This is a genomic window from Coleofasciculus chthonoplastes PCC 7420 (assembly GCF_000155555.1).
GTDB lineage: Bacteria > Cyanobacteriota > Cyanobacteriia > Cyanobacteriales > Coleofasciculaceae > Coleofasciculus > Coleofasciculus chthonoplastes_A.
Genome location: NZ_DS989852.1, coordinates 132,332 through 146,229, shown reverse-complemented (window position 1 = coordinate 146,229; position 13,898 = coordinate 132,332). Strand labels below are relative to the sequence as shown.

Below are 13,898 nucleotides of genomic sequence, written 5' to 3'. Positions count from 1 at the left end.
CACCCTACATTCCTGGAGTCTTTTACCTTTCTTCAGTCAGCTAGGTATCAATTACGACAGAACCATCTGCAATTCACCAACGGTGCGCTTGATTTCCAGCATCAACAGTCCTTGCTTCGCCGCTTTAGTCGCCAAAACTAGAAAGACGGTATCTTCACCACAACTGGTGAGGATACTCAAACCCTGATCACCCTCTACATAAATACGGTCAATTGTACCGCGAACTAATTCTTTACCAATCCGTTCCCCCAAGGAAAGCATCGCCGCAGACATCGCAGAAACCCGTTCGTCATCCATACCACTGGGTAAAGTCGTCGCCAGAGGTAAACCATCGGGGGTGACAACTGCTGCTCCTTCAACATCAGACGTTGCTGAAGCAAAGTCTTTGATGATCATTCCTAGTTTTTCGGCGTTAATCGCCATTTGGATACTCCTTGTTTAATTTCCAACAGTCTTTGCAGTATATAGATACTCAAAGCTGAGATTTATCCTGTTTCCCCGACGCTGTTACTCTTAGAGTTCAGCACGAACATTCCTGTTGATTTCACCCATAATGGTGTACTCGAACAGATCACAGCCACCCCCTTGTAAAAGTGATTCAATTTGAGTTCCCTGCAAACGCTGATTCAGAAAGGCTTCGAGAAACCCTTGAACCGCCCCCATGGTGAAAGAAGCTACCCGAGTTGAGCCTTGAATTTCACCGAAAGAGTCAAAGGTTTCGCGAGTATAGACTTTGTAGACATCGCCCTCTTTGATTATCTTGTCAATGACGCACAAACGAGTTCCCTCTTTGCCCAAGGCTAGCTGGGCTTTTTCGGTAATTTCTTCCAGGGAGACGGAGGCATCCTGGTCTACCAAATTTAATTTTTTGGCTAGCTCTTGACCCCGTTGGCGACCTGCAGAAAGCATCGCGATCGCAGCGGCTCTTGTACCCAGGGTCTCCTCGATACCGCTAACGATTGCCTTCATTTCTCCAATGCTGCCAAAGTCTCCCAGTTCTTGACGTGGATCTTTCGCTGAATCTGCCATAGTAATTTCCTAATTTGATGTTCAATTTTTGTTGTAACTAAGAGTTCAACTGTTCAGACAAAAATATGTTTTAACAGCCAAATTCTGTGAGTGGCTTGGTAAATAATCCCTGCTTTTATTATATCCGTAAATAACTGAAATATAGGAATAACAAATACTTTCTTAATTAAGTCACCAGAGAATTGTTTTGACCATAAAAAAATAAATTAATAACTAAAATTATTAATTGTAAAACAATAAATGCCAAGAAGATGATGGAAGCCTGTCAGGGACAGCACAAAATGTTCTTGTAGATTGGGTATAGCGTAAGCGTTACCCGACAGTAACCCGTTGGGTTACTTTACCCTTTGGGTTCTCCATGGCGAGTACGAGAAAGCTTCGCCTAGGTTCCAAGGGGCAAATCTACTTACGTTGACATGCTCCCAAGATAATATTGTGATGCAAATTTACTGAAAATAAATCCAGAATCAATTAATCTTAGTGATAGTTTGTTTAATTTGTAATCTCAACAGTAGTGGCGTGGCACACCTAATTTTATAGATGACGCTTATACCCATAAACTGTAGGGTCGCAAGGACTTGCGCCCGATTCAATGATAAGATTTATCCCACAATTTTAGCTGTGCCACGCCAGTAGGGACAGGAAATTTCCTGTCCCTACAAATGGTGATTGAGAGGTTAAGACAGCCTGGGAGCCTTATGCCTTTCTTTGGTCAGCTAGGTGTGTCAACTAATTACGACAAAACCATCCGCAATTCACCAACAGTGCGCTTGATTTCCAGCATCAACAGTCCTTGTTTAGCCTCTTTCGTCGCCAGCACCAGAAAGACGGTATCTTCACCACAACTGGTCAAGACACTAAAGCCCTTTGCACCCTCGACATAAATCCGGTCAATTGTACCGCGAACTAATTCTTTACCAATCCGTTCCCCTAAGGAAAGCATCGCCGCTGACATCGCAGAAACTCGTTCGTCATCCATACCACTGGGTAAAGTCGTCGCCAGAGGTAAACCATCGGGGGTGACAACTGCGGCTCCTTCAACATCAGAGGTTGCTGAAGCAAAGTCTTTGATGATCATTCCTAGTTTTTCGGCGTTAATCGCCATTTTGATACTCCTTGTTTAATTTCCAACAGTCTTTGCAGTACATAGATACTCAAAGCTGAGATTTTTCCTCTTCCCCTCGACGCTGTTACTCTTAGAGTTCAGGACGAACATTCCTGTTGATTTCACCCATAATGGCGTACTCAAACAGATCACAGCTACCCCCTTGTAAAAGTGATTCAATTTGAGTTCCCTGCAAACGCTGATTCAGAAAGGCTTCGAGAAACCCTTGAATCGCCCCCATGGTGAAAGAAGCTACCCGAGTTGAGCCTTGAATTTCACCGAAGGAGTCAAAAGTTTCGCGAGTATAGACTTTGTAGACATCGCCCTCTTTGATAATTTTGTCAATGACGCACAAACGGGTTCCCTCCTTGCCCAAGGCTAGCTGGGCTTTTTCGGTAATTTCTTCCAGGGAGACGGAGGCATCCTGGTCTACCAAATTTAATTTTTTGGCTAGCTCTTTACCCCGTTGGCGACCTGCAGAAAGCATTGCGATCGCAGCGGCTCTTGTACCCAGGGTCTCCTCGATACCGCTAACGATTGCCTTCATTTCTCCAATGCTGCCAAAGTTTCCCAATTCTTGACGTGGATCTTTCGCTGAATCTGCCATAGTATTTTCCTCATTTAATGAACAAGATTTGTTGGCATTAAGAGTTTAGCTGTTCAGGCAAAACTATGTTTTAACAGCCAAATACTGGGAGTAGTTCCAGTAAATGTTTTCTATTTGTGTTGTAGCACTTTATCTTTAATATGTCTGCATATTCAGGATTTTTTAAATTCATTAACTATAGAATTTATAATCAAATTAACTCTGGTTGTAATTTTCAATAATTAAAGTTATTTTTTTATTAAAAATAATCATTTTGACAGTTTAAACGCTATCTATAGGGAGTAAAGGTGGGCATTGCCCACCTACATACAAGAGAACCTTCTGCCTTTCTTTGATCAGCTAGGTGTCAATTACGACAGAACCATCCGCAGTAAGGTGGGCATTGCCCACCCTACATACAAGAGAGCCTTCTGCCTCTGTTTGATCAGCTAGGTGTCAATTACGACAGAACCATCTGCAATTCACCAACGGTGCGCTTGATTTCCAGCATCAACAGTCCTTGCTTTGCCGCTTTAGTCGCCAGCACCAGAAAGACGGTATCTTCACCACAACTGGTCAAGACACTAAAGCCCTTTGCACCCTCGACATAGATCCGGTCAATTGTACCGCGAACTAATTCTTTACCAATCCGTTCACCTAAGGAAAGCATCGCCGCAGACATCGCAGAAACCCGTTCGTCATCCATACCACTGGGTAAAGTCGTCGCCAGAGGTAAACCATCGGGGGTGACAACTGCTGCTCCTTCAACATCAGAGGTGGCTGAAGCAAAATCTTTGATGATCATTCCTAGTTTTTCGGCATTAATAGCCATTGTCATACTCCTTGTTCAATTTCAAATAGTCTTTATCGCGATAGATACTGAACGAAAACTTGAACCCTTTTAATGATTGACTGCAGGAAGAGCGGCGTACTCTAATAGATCAAAATTGCCACCCCGTAAGACGGATTCAGATTGAGTTCCCCGTAGGCGCTTACCTAAAAATGCTTCGAGAAATCCTTGAATTGCCCCCATGGTGAATGTACATTGCCGTGATGAGCCTTGAGATTCGCCGGCTGAACAAACAGTTTCGTGAGTATAAACCTTGTAGATATCACCCTCTTGGGTAACTTTGTCAATGACGCACAAACGAGTTCCCTCTTTGCCCAAGGCTTCCTGCATTTTTACCGTCACATCTTCCAGGGACATCGAGGAACCCTTGCCCGCCAAATCCAGATCTTCGGCTAGCTTTTTACCTCGTTGGCGACCCGCAGAAATCATCGCGATCGCGGCAGCTTTTTCGCCCAGCGCTTCTTCGACACCGACAACGATTGCCTTCAAGCAAACAATGCTGCTAAAGTCTCCCAGTTCTTGACGTATTTCATTCTGTGCAATTGCCATAATATTTTCCTCATTTGATGCTAAAAATTCTGACATTGATAGTTTGTTTAGCTGTATAAAAATAATATTTCTATACAGCTAATTTTTAGGGTTAGTTTTAGGTAATAATCCCTACTTCTGTTTTAGCAATTAATTATGAAAATGTCTGTAGTTTTCTATGATGTTTTTATGAAGCATATATAAAGTCTATGGCTGAGTATATTTTTAAGAAAAAAATAAATTAATTGGCGCAATCAATGCCTGCACCAATGCAATATTGTCAAGCGATAATTTTTACGGCAAAAATAAATTAAATTGAGTAATCGTTCGTTTGATTTCTAATTTCAACAGTCCCGGCTTAGCTGTTTTTCTGGCTAAAACCAGAAAAACAGCATCTTCCCCGCAACTGGTTAAAATACTTAAGCCATAGTTACCTTCGACAGAAATGCGAGCAATAGTTCCCCGAGCCAGTTCCTTACCAATCCGCTCACCCAGAGATAACATCGCTGCTGATATTGCCGATACCCGTTCATCATCCATATCAACTGGCAAACTAGCAGCTATGGGTAAACCATCAGGAGTAATCATTGCTGCACCTTGCACATCAGGGGTATTGCTTACAAAGGTTTGTAAAATACGCCCTAATTTGTAAGGATTAATCGCCATAGCCGTCGTTTTGCTTAAATTGATTCAATAATCTCCTTTGTGCAAACGTCATGTAGAGACGTTCTCAGAGAACGCCTTTACTCAAATCATGACGATGTTCAGCTTTTTTGCGTATTTATTTTATTGACGCTATTCTGTACTCGTACAATCCAATTGCAAAAACCGGATTATTTTTGGACAGCGCCTAAAATCTTGTACTCGAAAACGTCGTGAGTTCCTTCCCGTAATGTTGATTCAGTCTGAGTTCCCCGTAAACGCTTACCTAAAAAGGCTTCAAGAAACCCTTGAATTGCCCCCATCGTAAATGTGCATTGACGAGACGAGCCTTGAGGTTCACCTGCTGAACAAACAGTTTCGTGAGTATAGACTTTATATCCTTCGTCTTCCTGGATGATCTTGTCAACCACGCACAAGCGAGTCCCCTCTTTACCTAAAGCGTACTGAACTTTTTGGGTCACATCTGCTAAAGAAACTTCTTTGCCCTTGTCCACTAATCCAAGCTTTTCAGCTAACATTCTGCCCCGTTGACGACCCGCAGAAATTAGTGCAATTGCGGTAGCTTTATCGCCTAAAGCTTCTTCAACACCAGTAATAATGGCTTTGAGGCAAATAATACTGCTAAAGTCTCCAAGTTCTTGGCGTAGTTCATTCTGTGCAATTGCCATATCCATCTCCTTAGTTGTATTGATTTGACTGTAATCGGTTAACTTTCTATTTACTATTTCTCAATTAAAAGCATCATATCAGATATTTCTCTATAAAAGTATTTTTAAGTTTTATTAAAGGCAAATCAAATACTTTTATGATAATATTGTAAGTTTAGAAAATGGCTTGCAAGTTCATTTAAATAACTTTATTTATTAAAACATTTAGTGCAGTTACAACCGAATTTTTTAGTCGAGGATTAACCTTCAAAATAGCTGGACAATCTTTAGCATTTAAAATGCCTAAATGTTTGACTATTTCTTCTGTCGGTATAGCCCCCGAACAATCAGTATGAGTTAAACCAATAACCATCGGTACTTGAACGCGATCGTTCATAAACGCTAAAATATCTTTAGCGTAGGAAAAACTATCTGCTTGATTAGCCTTCACCAGTAGAATATAAGCATCAGCCCCTTTAATTAAAATATCCCACATAAAATCAAAGCGGGTTTGACCGGGAGTCCCATATATATGTAAGATTTTATTGGCATCTAAAACCAATTTACCAAAGTCAAACGCAACGGTAGTTTTATCCTTAAATGAGGATTCTATTTCCGAATTACTAACCTTACGTTCTATTTCTACAACATCAATTTCACTAGCTGTACGTACAAAAGTAGACTTACCTGCTCCTACAGTTCCAGTTATGACTATACGTATATTTTTCATAAAAATTATTTGATCATTTTTTGCTGTTAGTTTTATTATGTGGCATAACGATATCATAAATAATTACTACATAAAGTTGTTTTATTGACCTCCATAAATCCAAAAGCTAAATCACGATTATCTTGAACTAAAAGAATACTTTCATTGTTTGATTTGTAAGGAAAAACAGAAAATGCTGTCAAGGGTATAATTGAGTAATGTCAGGATATTTATTGCTTTTTTGCAGTTAATTAAAGACTTTTAAATAGTGCCTGACAATTGTTATTTGCTTTACATCAAGATAGACTTAAGGTCACCAAGCGCCCGTTTTATTTCCAACATCAAAAGTCCTTGTTTAGCTTGTTGAGTGGCTAAAACGAGAAATACAGCATCTTCACCACAACTGGTCAAAATACTCAAGCCTTGGTTACCTTCAACATAGATGCGATCAATTGCACCTCGAACCAGTTCTTTACCAATTCGTTCCCCTAAAGATAGCATCGCCGCAGACATGGCTGATACCCGTTCATCATCCATATTACTAGGCAAAGTAGTTGCCAGAGGTAAACCATCTGGAGTGACAATAGCAGCACCTTCAACATCATTCGTCGCCGAGACAAAATCCTTGAGAATATGTCCTAATTTTTCAGAATTGATCGCCATTGATTGTTTGTACTCCTGCTGAAATTTGAGAGATTGCTAATACAGTTAAGCGTTGAGTTACATCGAAGCTGCACCTGTGGAAATGAGGCGTTTGAATAAGCCTTCTGTCCAGCCAGTTTCTTGAAGTACAGCGGCTGACGTGACTTCAATGTAGGCTTGTTCAATAAATGCCAGATCAATCATGCAAATTAGACTGAGGGCATCCCGTAATTCTTCATTTTTGTCTGCCTCTTTTAGCTTTTGACCTACAGCATTAACCACAATTGCCATGGCTGGAACCACATGTTGCGGTCCAATGCCAATCTGCACATGCACTAAACCAATTCGCCAGCGGCGATCGGCATAAGCATTACCCCAATCATCTATACCTGTAAACATTTCGTAAAACCATTGAGTAAAGGTTTCACGTAGGCGATGCATCCGTCCTTCTTTGGCATTTAAAATTTCGCTCATTTCTGGATCTCGTCCCAAATAGGCATAGAAATGATCTGCCATTTCTGGAGCGATGTCTTTACCCCAATCTGCGTTAGCTTTGAGGATTGCTTTGTCTTCATCGGTAAAGCTAATACGCTTTGCCATTGTTTCCATAAATGCATGAGCATCTAAAGCCATAGTTTTCTCCTACCAGCATGAATTTTTAATCTTCTTCATTGATAACAAATTATTTTTACGTTTGTCCATATTTTTTTGTGTTGATTTTGTGAAAAAATTTGACCATAAAATTAAGCAGCACATTTTATTTAAATGCCAAATAAAAAGCAAAGTATGGCATTTAAATAAAATGAATATAACGCACCCTTAGAACTGTAATTGACTTCAAGGATATTCAAGTGTTAGAAAATAGATGGCAAATAGAATGAATGCTATCGTATATTGCTAGACTAATGCCGAACTTTATCAGCCTAAACTAATGCTGTGTTAACACTAAGCTGTCATGCATTTAAATTGGGTATTAGTAGCGAGCAAGATGCAAAGCCTGCGGCATGGCTTCGCTAAAGCCTGCGGCATGGCTTCGCTAAACGCACTACAAGGCTTTCGCCATTACTAATATTAAGGTTTAAATGCCGAACAGCTTAACATGGCTACAAAAACTAAATCTGCCTCAAACCTTTGCCAATGACAAAGGACAAATGACATAACGTTCCTGACATTACCTTTTTTCGTGAGTTAGCAGATAAGTCCGGAGCGTTAGCTCAAATTAGTATTGTGGTTATCTCTAGTCTTGTCTCCAGATATACAGTTTCGCTTATGTATATTTTTATTATTTGTGATCATAATTTAAGGACACTTCGCTTTTTTTGCACAGAAGGGGAAGCCTGAAAGCCCCTCCAAAGAAAGAATATATTCCGCTTCCCTCCCCTTGTAGGGGAGGGCGAGGGAGGGGTCTGACGCCCCAGTTAATTGACCAGCAGTATCCTGGAAAAAGTCAGGGTGTGGGTAAGAGACTTACCGAACTAGCCCAAACTGACTTTAATCTGGGTAACAGTTCGACCTATATCTAAGTAGAGAGCGCCTTGTTTGGCATCTTTCCCAGCCAAAACGATGAATACGGCTTCTGGACCGCAATCGGTCATAATGCTGTAGCCGTCATCACCTTCGACTAAAATGCGACTGGTTTGACCTCCCAAGAGTTCTTTGGAAATCCGTTCACCCAGAGACAGCATGGTGGCGGACATTGCTGAGATACGCTCTTCAGCCACTGATCCGGGCAAGCTAGACGCCAGGGGTAAACCATCCGGCGTGACAATTGCAGCACCTAGCACGTCAGTTGTCGTTGAGACAAAATTCTGAACCAGGTGACTCAGTTTCTGAGTATTGATTCCCATTTTTGTGTTTCTCCTTAACGTTAATAGAGGACAATGAAGTTAAGTTCATGTAACTAGGACAAGCATGGCTGACTGGTTCGATGTTATAGCTACCTACTTCTGGGTTTTAGCCCAAACGGTAAGGCTACCCAGTCAGCTCACGATGAGCAAATGAAATGGCGGCTAAGAGAAGATTTGCCGAGTGTGATAGCAGAGCAATCCTCATTAGCTGCTTTTTGTCGAATTACTCAACAGTAATAAACTCGAACAGGTCGTAAGAGTCACCTCGAAGGACTGATTGTGTTTGTGAACCCTTTATTTTTTGCTGAAGCAGTTCGGTTAAAACGCCCCAAACTAAACCGAGGGTAAAAGTACATTTAGGAGGTTCTTCATCAGTTCCGCCGATCGCGCAGAGGGTTTCTTTGGTGTAAACCTTGACAGTGTCGCCCTCTTGGGTGATCTTGTCAATGATGCATAAACGAGCGCCCTCTTCACCCAAAACTTCGGCGATTTGCTTGGTTGCATCTTCCAAGTTTTGGGTCGTCCCTTTGAACCCTAACTTTCCCGCTAGTTCTTGCCCATGCTTACGACCAGCCGCCGTCAGAGCAACGGCTGTCGCTTTTTCACCTAAGGCATCGCTCATCCCTTCAACCAGCGCCCGGAAGGATTCAATACTGCTGAATTGTCCTAATTTATCTCGTTTGAGTTCTAACACGTTGACTCCTTATTTTTGACAACATAGAGTTGGAACACTTCATCAACCAATAAGGTATTTAGCAAGGAAATTATAGCCAGTTAAATTACCATTAATTCAAGAATTTCTTGAATAATAAATTCTTGAATATAGATATTTAGCTGGTTTTAGACATATTACCCTGCTGTTTCTATGAATACTATACCGATTGAATTGATGCAATCCGGAAACTTATATGTTTTTTTTGCCCATCTAGACATTGATAGTTCTGTTATTTACAATTAGTATAGTCCCCTATTTTTTTAAAAAATTCATTTTAAAAAGAATTTTACTTCAAAATATAAAATAAATATAAAAATCTAGATACTCATATTTGCGTAAAAATAGATAGAGTCTCCGTGAAGAAAGCTGTATCAACAATCCAGTGAAACTTAGTGGATACATTATTAACCTGCAAGTCCCTAAGAAAAAGTGGTCAAGATGCTTGCACTAAGAATGATGAATTGGCAACTTGAGTATGCACCCCCTGCTAGCCATAGCACAATGACAGGTCTGGAACATGGCTTTCATTAACTTGACACCACTGCTCTTGAGTCCGTCCCTGTGTACTTCTTATCTAAAACGTTTCGCTCTACTGAAATTCTCTCTCTGTTCAATTGTATTACATGCAATACATTTGGCAAGTCTTGACACGGACTCAACCCATATAAGCTAATAAGTAAGCTATAATATAGACATGTGTTGAAAAGGATAAAACAACTCTCTATTTTTCTCTGAATCATGGAATTTAGCCTCGAAAACTTGACACCATCTTTCAGATTTGCTAAGGAGAATCTATTCAAAAAAGAATAGTCCTAAGACTCATTAAAATCTGTTGATTAGAGTAAATCAACCATCAGGGCAAAAACTGAGACAATCCTAAGAATTTTGAGTGTCTTCAGCAATACAGCCCAGGATTTGTAGAAAAACTAGCTAGTGCAGCGCACTTGAATTTAGCCAAGACCTCTGAGTTCAGCGTCGCTACAGGTGTTCATTTTTCGGAAAACCCTGTAACCTGTATCCCACCTCATTACGTTATCAGCCTTTGGCATCGAACTCAGGTTAATACAACGCCGCGATTCAGCGGTAAGGTGAATTATGTTTGAATTAATCGTCCAAAACGAGATTGTCGGGGAAATCGTGTTTAGCATCGCTCCCGATGGGTTTGGTGTCATTAATCTCATCGAAGTTAAGCCTAACTGTCGAGGTAAAGGATTCGGAAATCAGCTTTTAAACGAAGCCATCGCTCAACTTAAATGCCAAGGCGTTAAAGGAATACGTCTAACTCCGATCAAAACTAAGACTCCTTTTATCGTAGATTGGTACAAAAAGAAAGGATTTGTCTTAAACAGAGACAGAATGCTTTTAACGTTTTAACCGTTGCATTCGGGTCATACTGAGATCTTACGCCAGTAGCAAGAGGGTTTTCTATAGTGGCGTGTAAAATTGGGGAATAGATTTTGCGGGTTTTAGGTGCACACATCGGTCATCCGTGTCAACTTAAGGTCGAAAACCAATGCTGGTAAGGTTTTCAGCTATGTCTATTTACTGCTCAAAAATTCCCCCCTCATCCCCTAACCCCTTCTCCCACCCTGGGGAGAAGAGGAACCAGATTCTCTTACTCCCCTCTCCCCGGCGTGGGAGAGGGGTTGAGCTTAAGTTGACACCAATGCACATCGGTGCGCCCCTACAATTTGGTAAAAAACCTTATCTTTTTCCGCTTCTACATACCAATAAATAATGTAGAGGCGTAGTATGCTACGTCTCTACTAACGGCGGCTTTTTTCTTTTAAATTATCATTTAAAAAAATAAAAAGCCGCTCTTTTTACACATTAGGTGAGTACAGTAAACTCAAACAAATCGTAACTGTCACCCCGGAGTACTGATTCCGTTTGACTTGCCTTCAGTTTCGATTGGAGTAGTTCACCTAAGACTCCCCAGACTAAACCGAGTGTAAAGGTACACTTGGGAGGACTTTCCTCGGTTCCACCGATCGCACAGAGGGTTTCTAAGGCATAGACTTTGATCGAATCACCGTCCCGAACAATGCGATCAATGATACAAAGACGAGAACCTTTTTCTCCCAAAAGTTCCGTGATTTGTTTGGCGGCATCATCTAAGTTTTGTTCGGAACCGTTGAAGCCCAACTTTGCAGCAACTTCCTTACCGTGCTTCCGACCCGCAGAAGTCAGTGCTACGGCTGTAGCCTTGTCTCCTAAAGCGTCTGTCATGCCTTCCACAATCGCTCGGAAGGATTCAATGCTGCTGAGTTGTCCTAGTTTATCGCGTTTTATTTCTAACATATTTGCTCCTTACTTTTAGGATAGATTAATGAGATGTGTTCTTCATTTATCTAGGTGTTTAGTTATACAGAAGTAAGTCGATAAGTTTCTTGATGTTTAGGTATGATTAACAACCAAGCCTAAACATCAAGAAACTCTCAAGAGTTTACACTCATTTTTACATCTGTAATACTTTTAAACCATACTAAGCTTAGCTTAAAACTCCGGAAAAAGCCCAACATTTTCTGGTTCTATCAATCAAAAAAATAAAACGAAATATTGTTAGGTGCAAAATAATACAAATTGAATAATTCGTTTCCCCGCAAGTTTCCAAAAATATATCAACTCTAACAAATAACGTTCAAGTTTTAGGTCAGTGGGGTCGTTTGCGAATAAATTTGGATATTTCGGCGTTGCATCGCTTGTTCAAATAATTCCGTTGTCAGCGCTTGTTCAACTGACCAAATACCCGGTTTACTGAGTTGACCTGCTAGTATAAACTGGGCAATACTGCCTGTACATGCACCAGCCGCTGCTGCCGTATTTTCATGCACCAAGGTTGAGATAACAGTGACAGGTTTGCCAGCCTGGTAACCTGTGACTTGGGCGCGAATGGCAATTCCAATCCCACTGATGCGATCGCTAAATTGGGTCATGCGGTAGCTGAGTTGGGACAAATACTCGATATTTTCGGGTTTCCTTAACCAATCGGCGGGAAACAGATGGGCGGTGATCCAGGTGAGGTGGTTATAAATATCGGGAATTGAGCCAAACTTGGTGATCACCGTTTTCACGGGGAAGGAGTTGACAAGGGTAACAGTTTCAGGTATATCGAACCAGTAGACGCCGACTTTGCCATAAGGTTGGGGGAAATGAACCGTTTCGCGATCGCTATAGGGTTTTACCTGACGCCACTGGTTATTAATCCACGCCTCAAAGGGTTCTGTTAACCCCAGAAACGTGGTTCGCATCACGGTGACGCCAGCCCCACCGGAACCGGCTACACCATAACTCAGGTGAATGGTTTCCGGCTGATCCAATTGTTCAACCGCCTGACGCACCATGCTATTGGAGATTCCCGGAAAAACCCCGGTATTGATAATCGCCGTGACACCCGCCGCCGCCGCTGCTTCGTGATAGGGGAAGGCTTTGTGGATAAAGGCGCGATTATCACTCACATCCAGATAATTTACGCCCATCTCAATGCAAGTTTCGAGAACCGAGGCGTCTCGATAGAGAAAAGGACCCGCACAATGGATAACCAGATTATGAGACGCGATCGCATCCCTCAACCCATCGCGATCGGCTAAATCTAGGGTGAGAAACTGCACCTGCGGCGAAAATGCTGTCTCCGATGTCCGGTGACGCCCTGTAATCGTAATTTGTACTTGGGTATGGGCAATCAGATCTTGCATAACATTGCTGCCGATACGTCCTCGTCCTCCCAGAATCAAAACTCGGTCTGTCATTGCCCAATTTAGTAATATCCTTACTGAAGCTTACCAAGTCCTTTACCCCTGAGATCAAGGTTGCCGCTACCTGGGAGTCCAAAGTTATCCATTCAAACGTCAAAATATGGTCTGTTGATAAGTTATAGTAAATGTGCTTACCGAAAAAATCCGGATGGATACGGCTGGACTCGGTAAGGAGTGACGTATCTCCGCCCAAGTTGAGATACATTCCATCCCTGACCAATGCAGATAGCTGATCCAAGGAAAACAGAATGAAGTTACTCCCGAGAGATATCTCTATAATCTCTCCAGAGGATAAAAACTGCCTAAAAACGACACCTCTTCTCAGTCCAAAAGTTTGGCTGATTTGAATTGTCGCGGCTATACTGGCAAGGTCTGGATATTTCTGTAATCGGCAGTCATAAGTAGTATATGAGTCCTGTGGTTAAAGTTGTTCAACCCTCTGGTATCTTAGATGGCACAAAAGCCGGTCAATTTCGTCAAGAGATTAGCGACCTTGTGCAATCGAATGCCGACATCGTATTGATTGATTTTCAAGACGTTACCTTTATGGATAGTTCGGGCTTAGGGGCGCTGGTTCTTGCCCTTAAGACCGTTCGTGCTGCTGGGGGAAAGCTCTTTGTTTGCTCAGTCAACGAACAGATCAAAATGTTATTTGAACTGACAAGCATGGATCGGGTGTTTGAAATCTTTCCCACACGAGAAGCGTTTGAGGAGGCTGTCTCTTCTAGTGCATAATTCTCTGGGTTAGCCCAATTTGGCGAAACCCAGTAAGAATCCCCGTGCGGAAGGGAAAGTGTTAAGCTCCTAAGTCACTGATCACCT

17 protein-coding genes are annotated in these 13,898 nt (G+C 41.7%); 2 read left to right on the top strand and 15 right to left on the bottom strand.

What is annotated here, in order from left to right:
- Window positions 1-51 precede the first annotated feature (51 nt).
- The 13 genes from MC7420_RS17670 to MC7420_RS17610 form a co-directional block, all read right to left on the bottom strand.
- A complete protein-coding gene (locus MC7420_RS17670) occupies window positions 52-423 on the bottom strand; it encodes a roadblock/LC7 domain-containing protein (protein WP_006102054.1) in 372 nt (123 codons plus the stop codon).
- 90 nt (window positions 424-513) lie between these two features.
- Window positions 514-1,029, bottom strand: a complete 516-nt coding sequence (locus MC7420_RS17665) for a hypothetical protein (RefSeq protein ID WP_006101955.1) — start codon at window positions 1,027-1,029, stop codon at window positions 514-516.
- Between the two features lie 733 nt (window positions 1,030-1,762).
- Window positions 1,763-2,134, bottom strand: coding sequence for a roadblock/LC7 domain-containing protein (locus MC7420_RS17660; RefSeq protein ID WP_006102075.1), 372 nt, complete (start codon window positions 2,132-2,134; stop codon window positions 1,763-1,765).
- A gap of 91 nt (window positions 2,135-2,225) precedes the next feature.
- Entirely contained in the window at window positions 2,226-2,741 is a 516-nt protein-coding gene (locus tag MC7420_RS17655; RefSeq protein ID WP_006101853.1) for a hypothetical protein, read from the bottom strand.
- 439 nt (window positions 2,742-3,180) lie between these two features.
- The gene (locus MC7420_RS17650) at window positions 3,181-3,552 is read right to left on the bottom strand and encodes a roadblock/LC7 domain-containing protein (protein WP_006101996.1); all 372 of its coding nucleotides are present in this window, start codon (window positions 3,550-3,552) and stop codon (window positions 3,181-3,183) included.
- A gap of 69 nt (window positions 3,553-3,621) precedes the next feature.
- Window positions 3,622-4,119 (bottom strand): hypothetical protein, encoded by a 498-nt coding sequence (locus MC7420_RS17645; protein ID WP_006102092.1) that lies wholly within the window; start codon window positions 4,117-4,119, stop codon window positions 3,622-3,624.
- A gap of 273 nt (window positions 4,120-4,392) precedes the next feature.
- Entirely contained in the window at window positions 4,393-4,764 is a 372-nt protein-coding gene (locus MC7420_RS17640) for a roadblock/LC7 domain-containing protein (RefSeq protein WP_006102091.1), read from the bottom strand.
- A 167-nt stretch (window positions 4,765-4,931) separates the two neighbouring features.
- Window positions 4,932-5,429 (bottom strand): hypothetical protein, encoded by a 498-nt coding sequence (locus MC7420_RS17635; protein WP_044208008.1) that lies wholly within the window; start codon window positions 5,427-5,429, stop codon window positions 4,932-4,934.
- Window positions 5,430-5,607: 178 nt separating this feature from the next.
- Window positions 5,608-6,138, bottom strand: coding sequence for a GTP-binding protein (locus MC7420_RS17630; protein ID WP_006102090.1), 531 nt, complete (start codon window positions 6,136-6,138; stop codon window positions 5,608-5,610).
- 270 nt (window positions 6,139-6,408) lie between these two features.
- Entirely contained in the window at window positions 6,409-6,780 is a 372-nt protein-coding gene (locus MC7420_RS17625) for a roadblock/LC7 domain-containing protein (RefSeq protein WP_006101972.1), read from the bottom strand.
- A gap of 57 nt (window positions 6,781-6,837) precedes the next feature.
- Entirely contained in the window at window positions 6,838-7,392 is a 555-nt protein-coding gene (locus MC7420_RS17620) for a protoglobin domain-containing protein (protein ID WP_006102031.1), read from the bottom strand.
- A gap of 842 nt (window positions 7,393-8,234) precedes the next feature.
- Window positions 8,235-8,606 carry a roadblock/LC7 domain-containing protein gene (locus tag MC7420_RS17615; protein ID WP_006102107.1) on the bottom strand — a complete coding sequence of 124 codons (372 nt, stop codon included), beginning with the start codon at window positions 8,604-8,606 and terminating at the stop codon, window positions 8,235-8,237.
- Between the two features lie 223 nt (window positions 8,607-8,829).
- Window positions 8,830-9,300, bottom strand: a complete 471-nt coding sequence (locus tag MC7420_RS17610; RefSeq protein WP_006101855.1) for a hypothetical protein — start codon at window positions 9,298-9,300, stop codon at window positions 8,830-8,832.
- 1,116 nt (window positions 9,301-10,416) lie between these two features.
- Here MC7420_RS17610 and MC7420_RS17605 point away from each other — a divergent pair.
- Window positions 10,417-10,695: a GNAT family N-acetyltransferase gene (locus MC7420_RS17605; RefSeq protein WP_006102076.1), complete on the top strand. Its 279-nt coding sequence runs from the start codon at window positions 10,417-10,419 to the stop codon at window positions 10,693-10,695.
- A gap of 456 nt (window positions 10,696-11,151) precedes the next feature.
- Here the strand turns inward: MC7420_RS17605 and MC7420_RS17600 are convergent, their stop codons facing one another.
- Both MC7420_RS17600 and MC7420_RS17595 read right to left on the bottom strand, forming a co-directional pair.
- The gene (locus MC7420_RS17600; RefSeq protein WP_006101888.1) at window positions 11,152-11,622 is read right to left on the bottom strand and encodes a hypothetical protein; all 471 of its coding nucleotides are present in this window, start codon (window positions 11,620-11,622) and stop codon (window positions 11,152-11,154) included.
- Between the two features lie 347 nt (window positions 11,623-11,969).
- Window positions 11,970-13,070, bottom strand: coding sequence for a saccharopine dehydrogenase family protein (locus MC7420_RS17595; RefSeq protein WP_006101913.1), 1,101 nt, complete (start codon window positions 13,068-13,070; stop codon window positions 11,970-11,972).
- A gap of 414 nt (window positions 13,071-13,484) precedes the next feature.
- On the opposite strand from MC7420_RS17595, the gene MC7420_RS17590 reads away from it, so the two are divergent.
- On the top strand, window positions 13,485-13,811 hold the full coding sequence (locus tag MC7420_RS17590; RefSeq protein WP_006101943.1) for an STAS domain-containing protein: 327 nt from the start codon (window positions 13,485-13,487) through the stop codon (window positions 13,809-13,811).
- The last annotated feature ends 87 nt before the right edge of the window (window positions 13,812-13,898 follow it).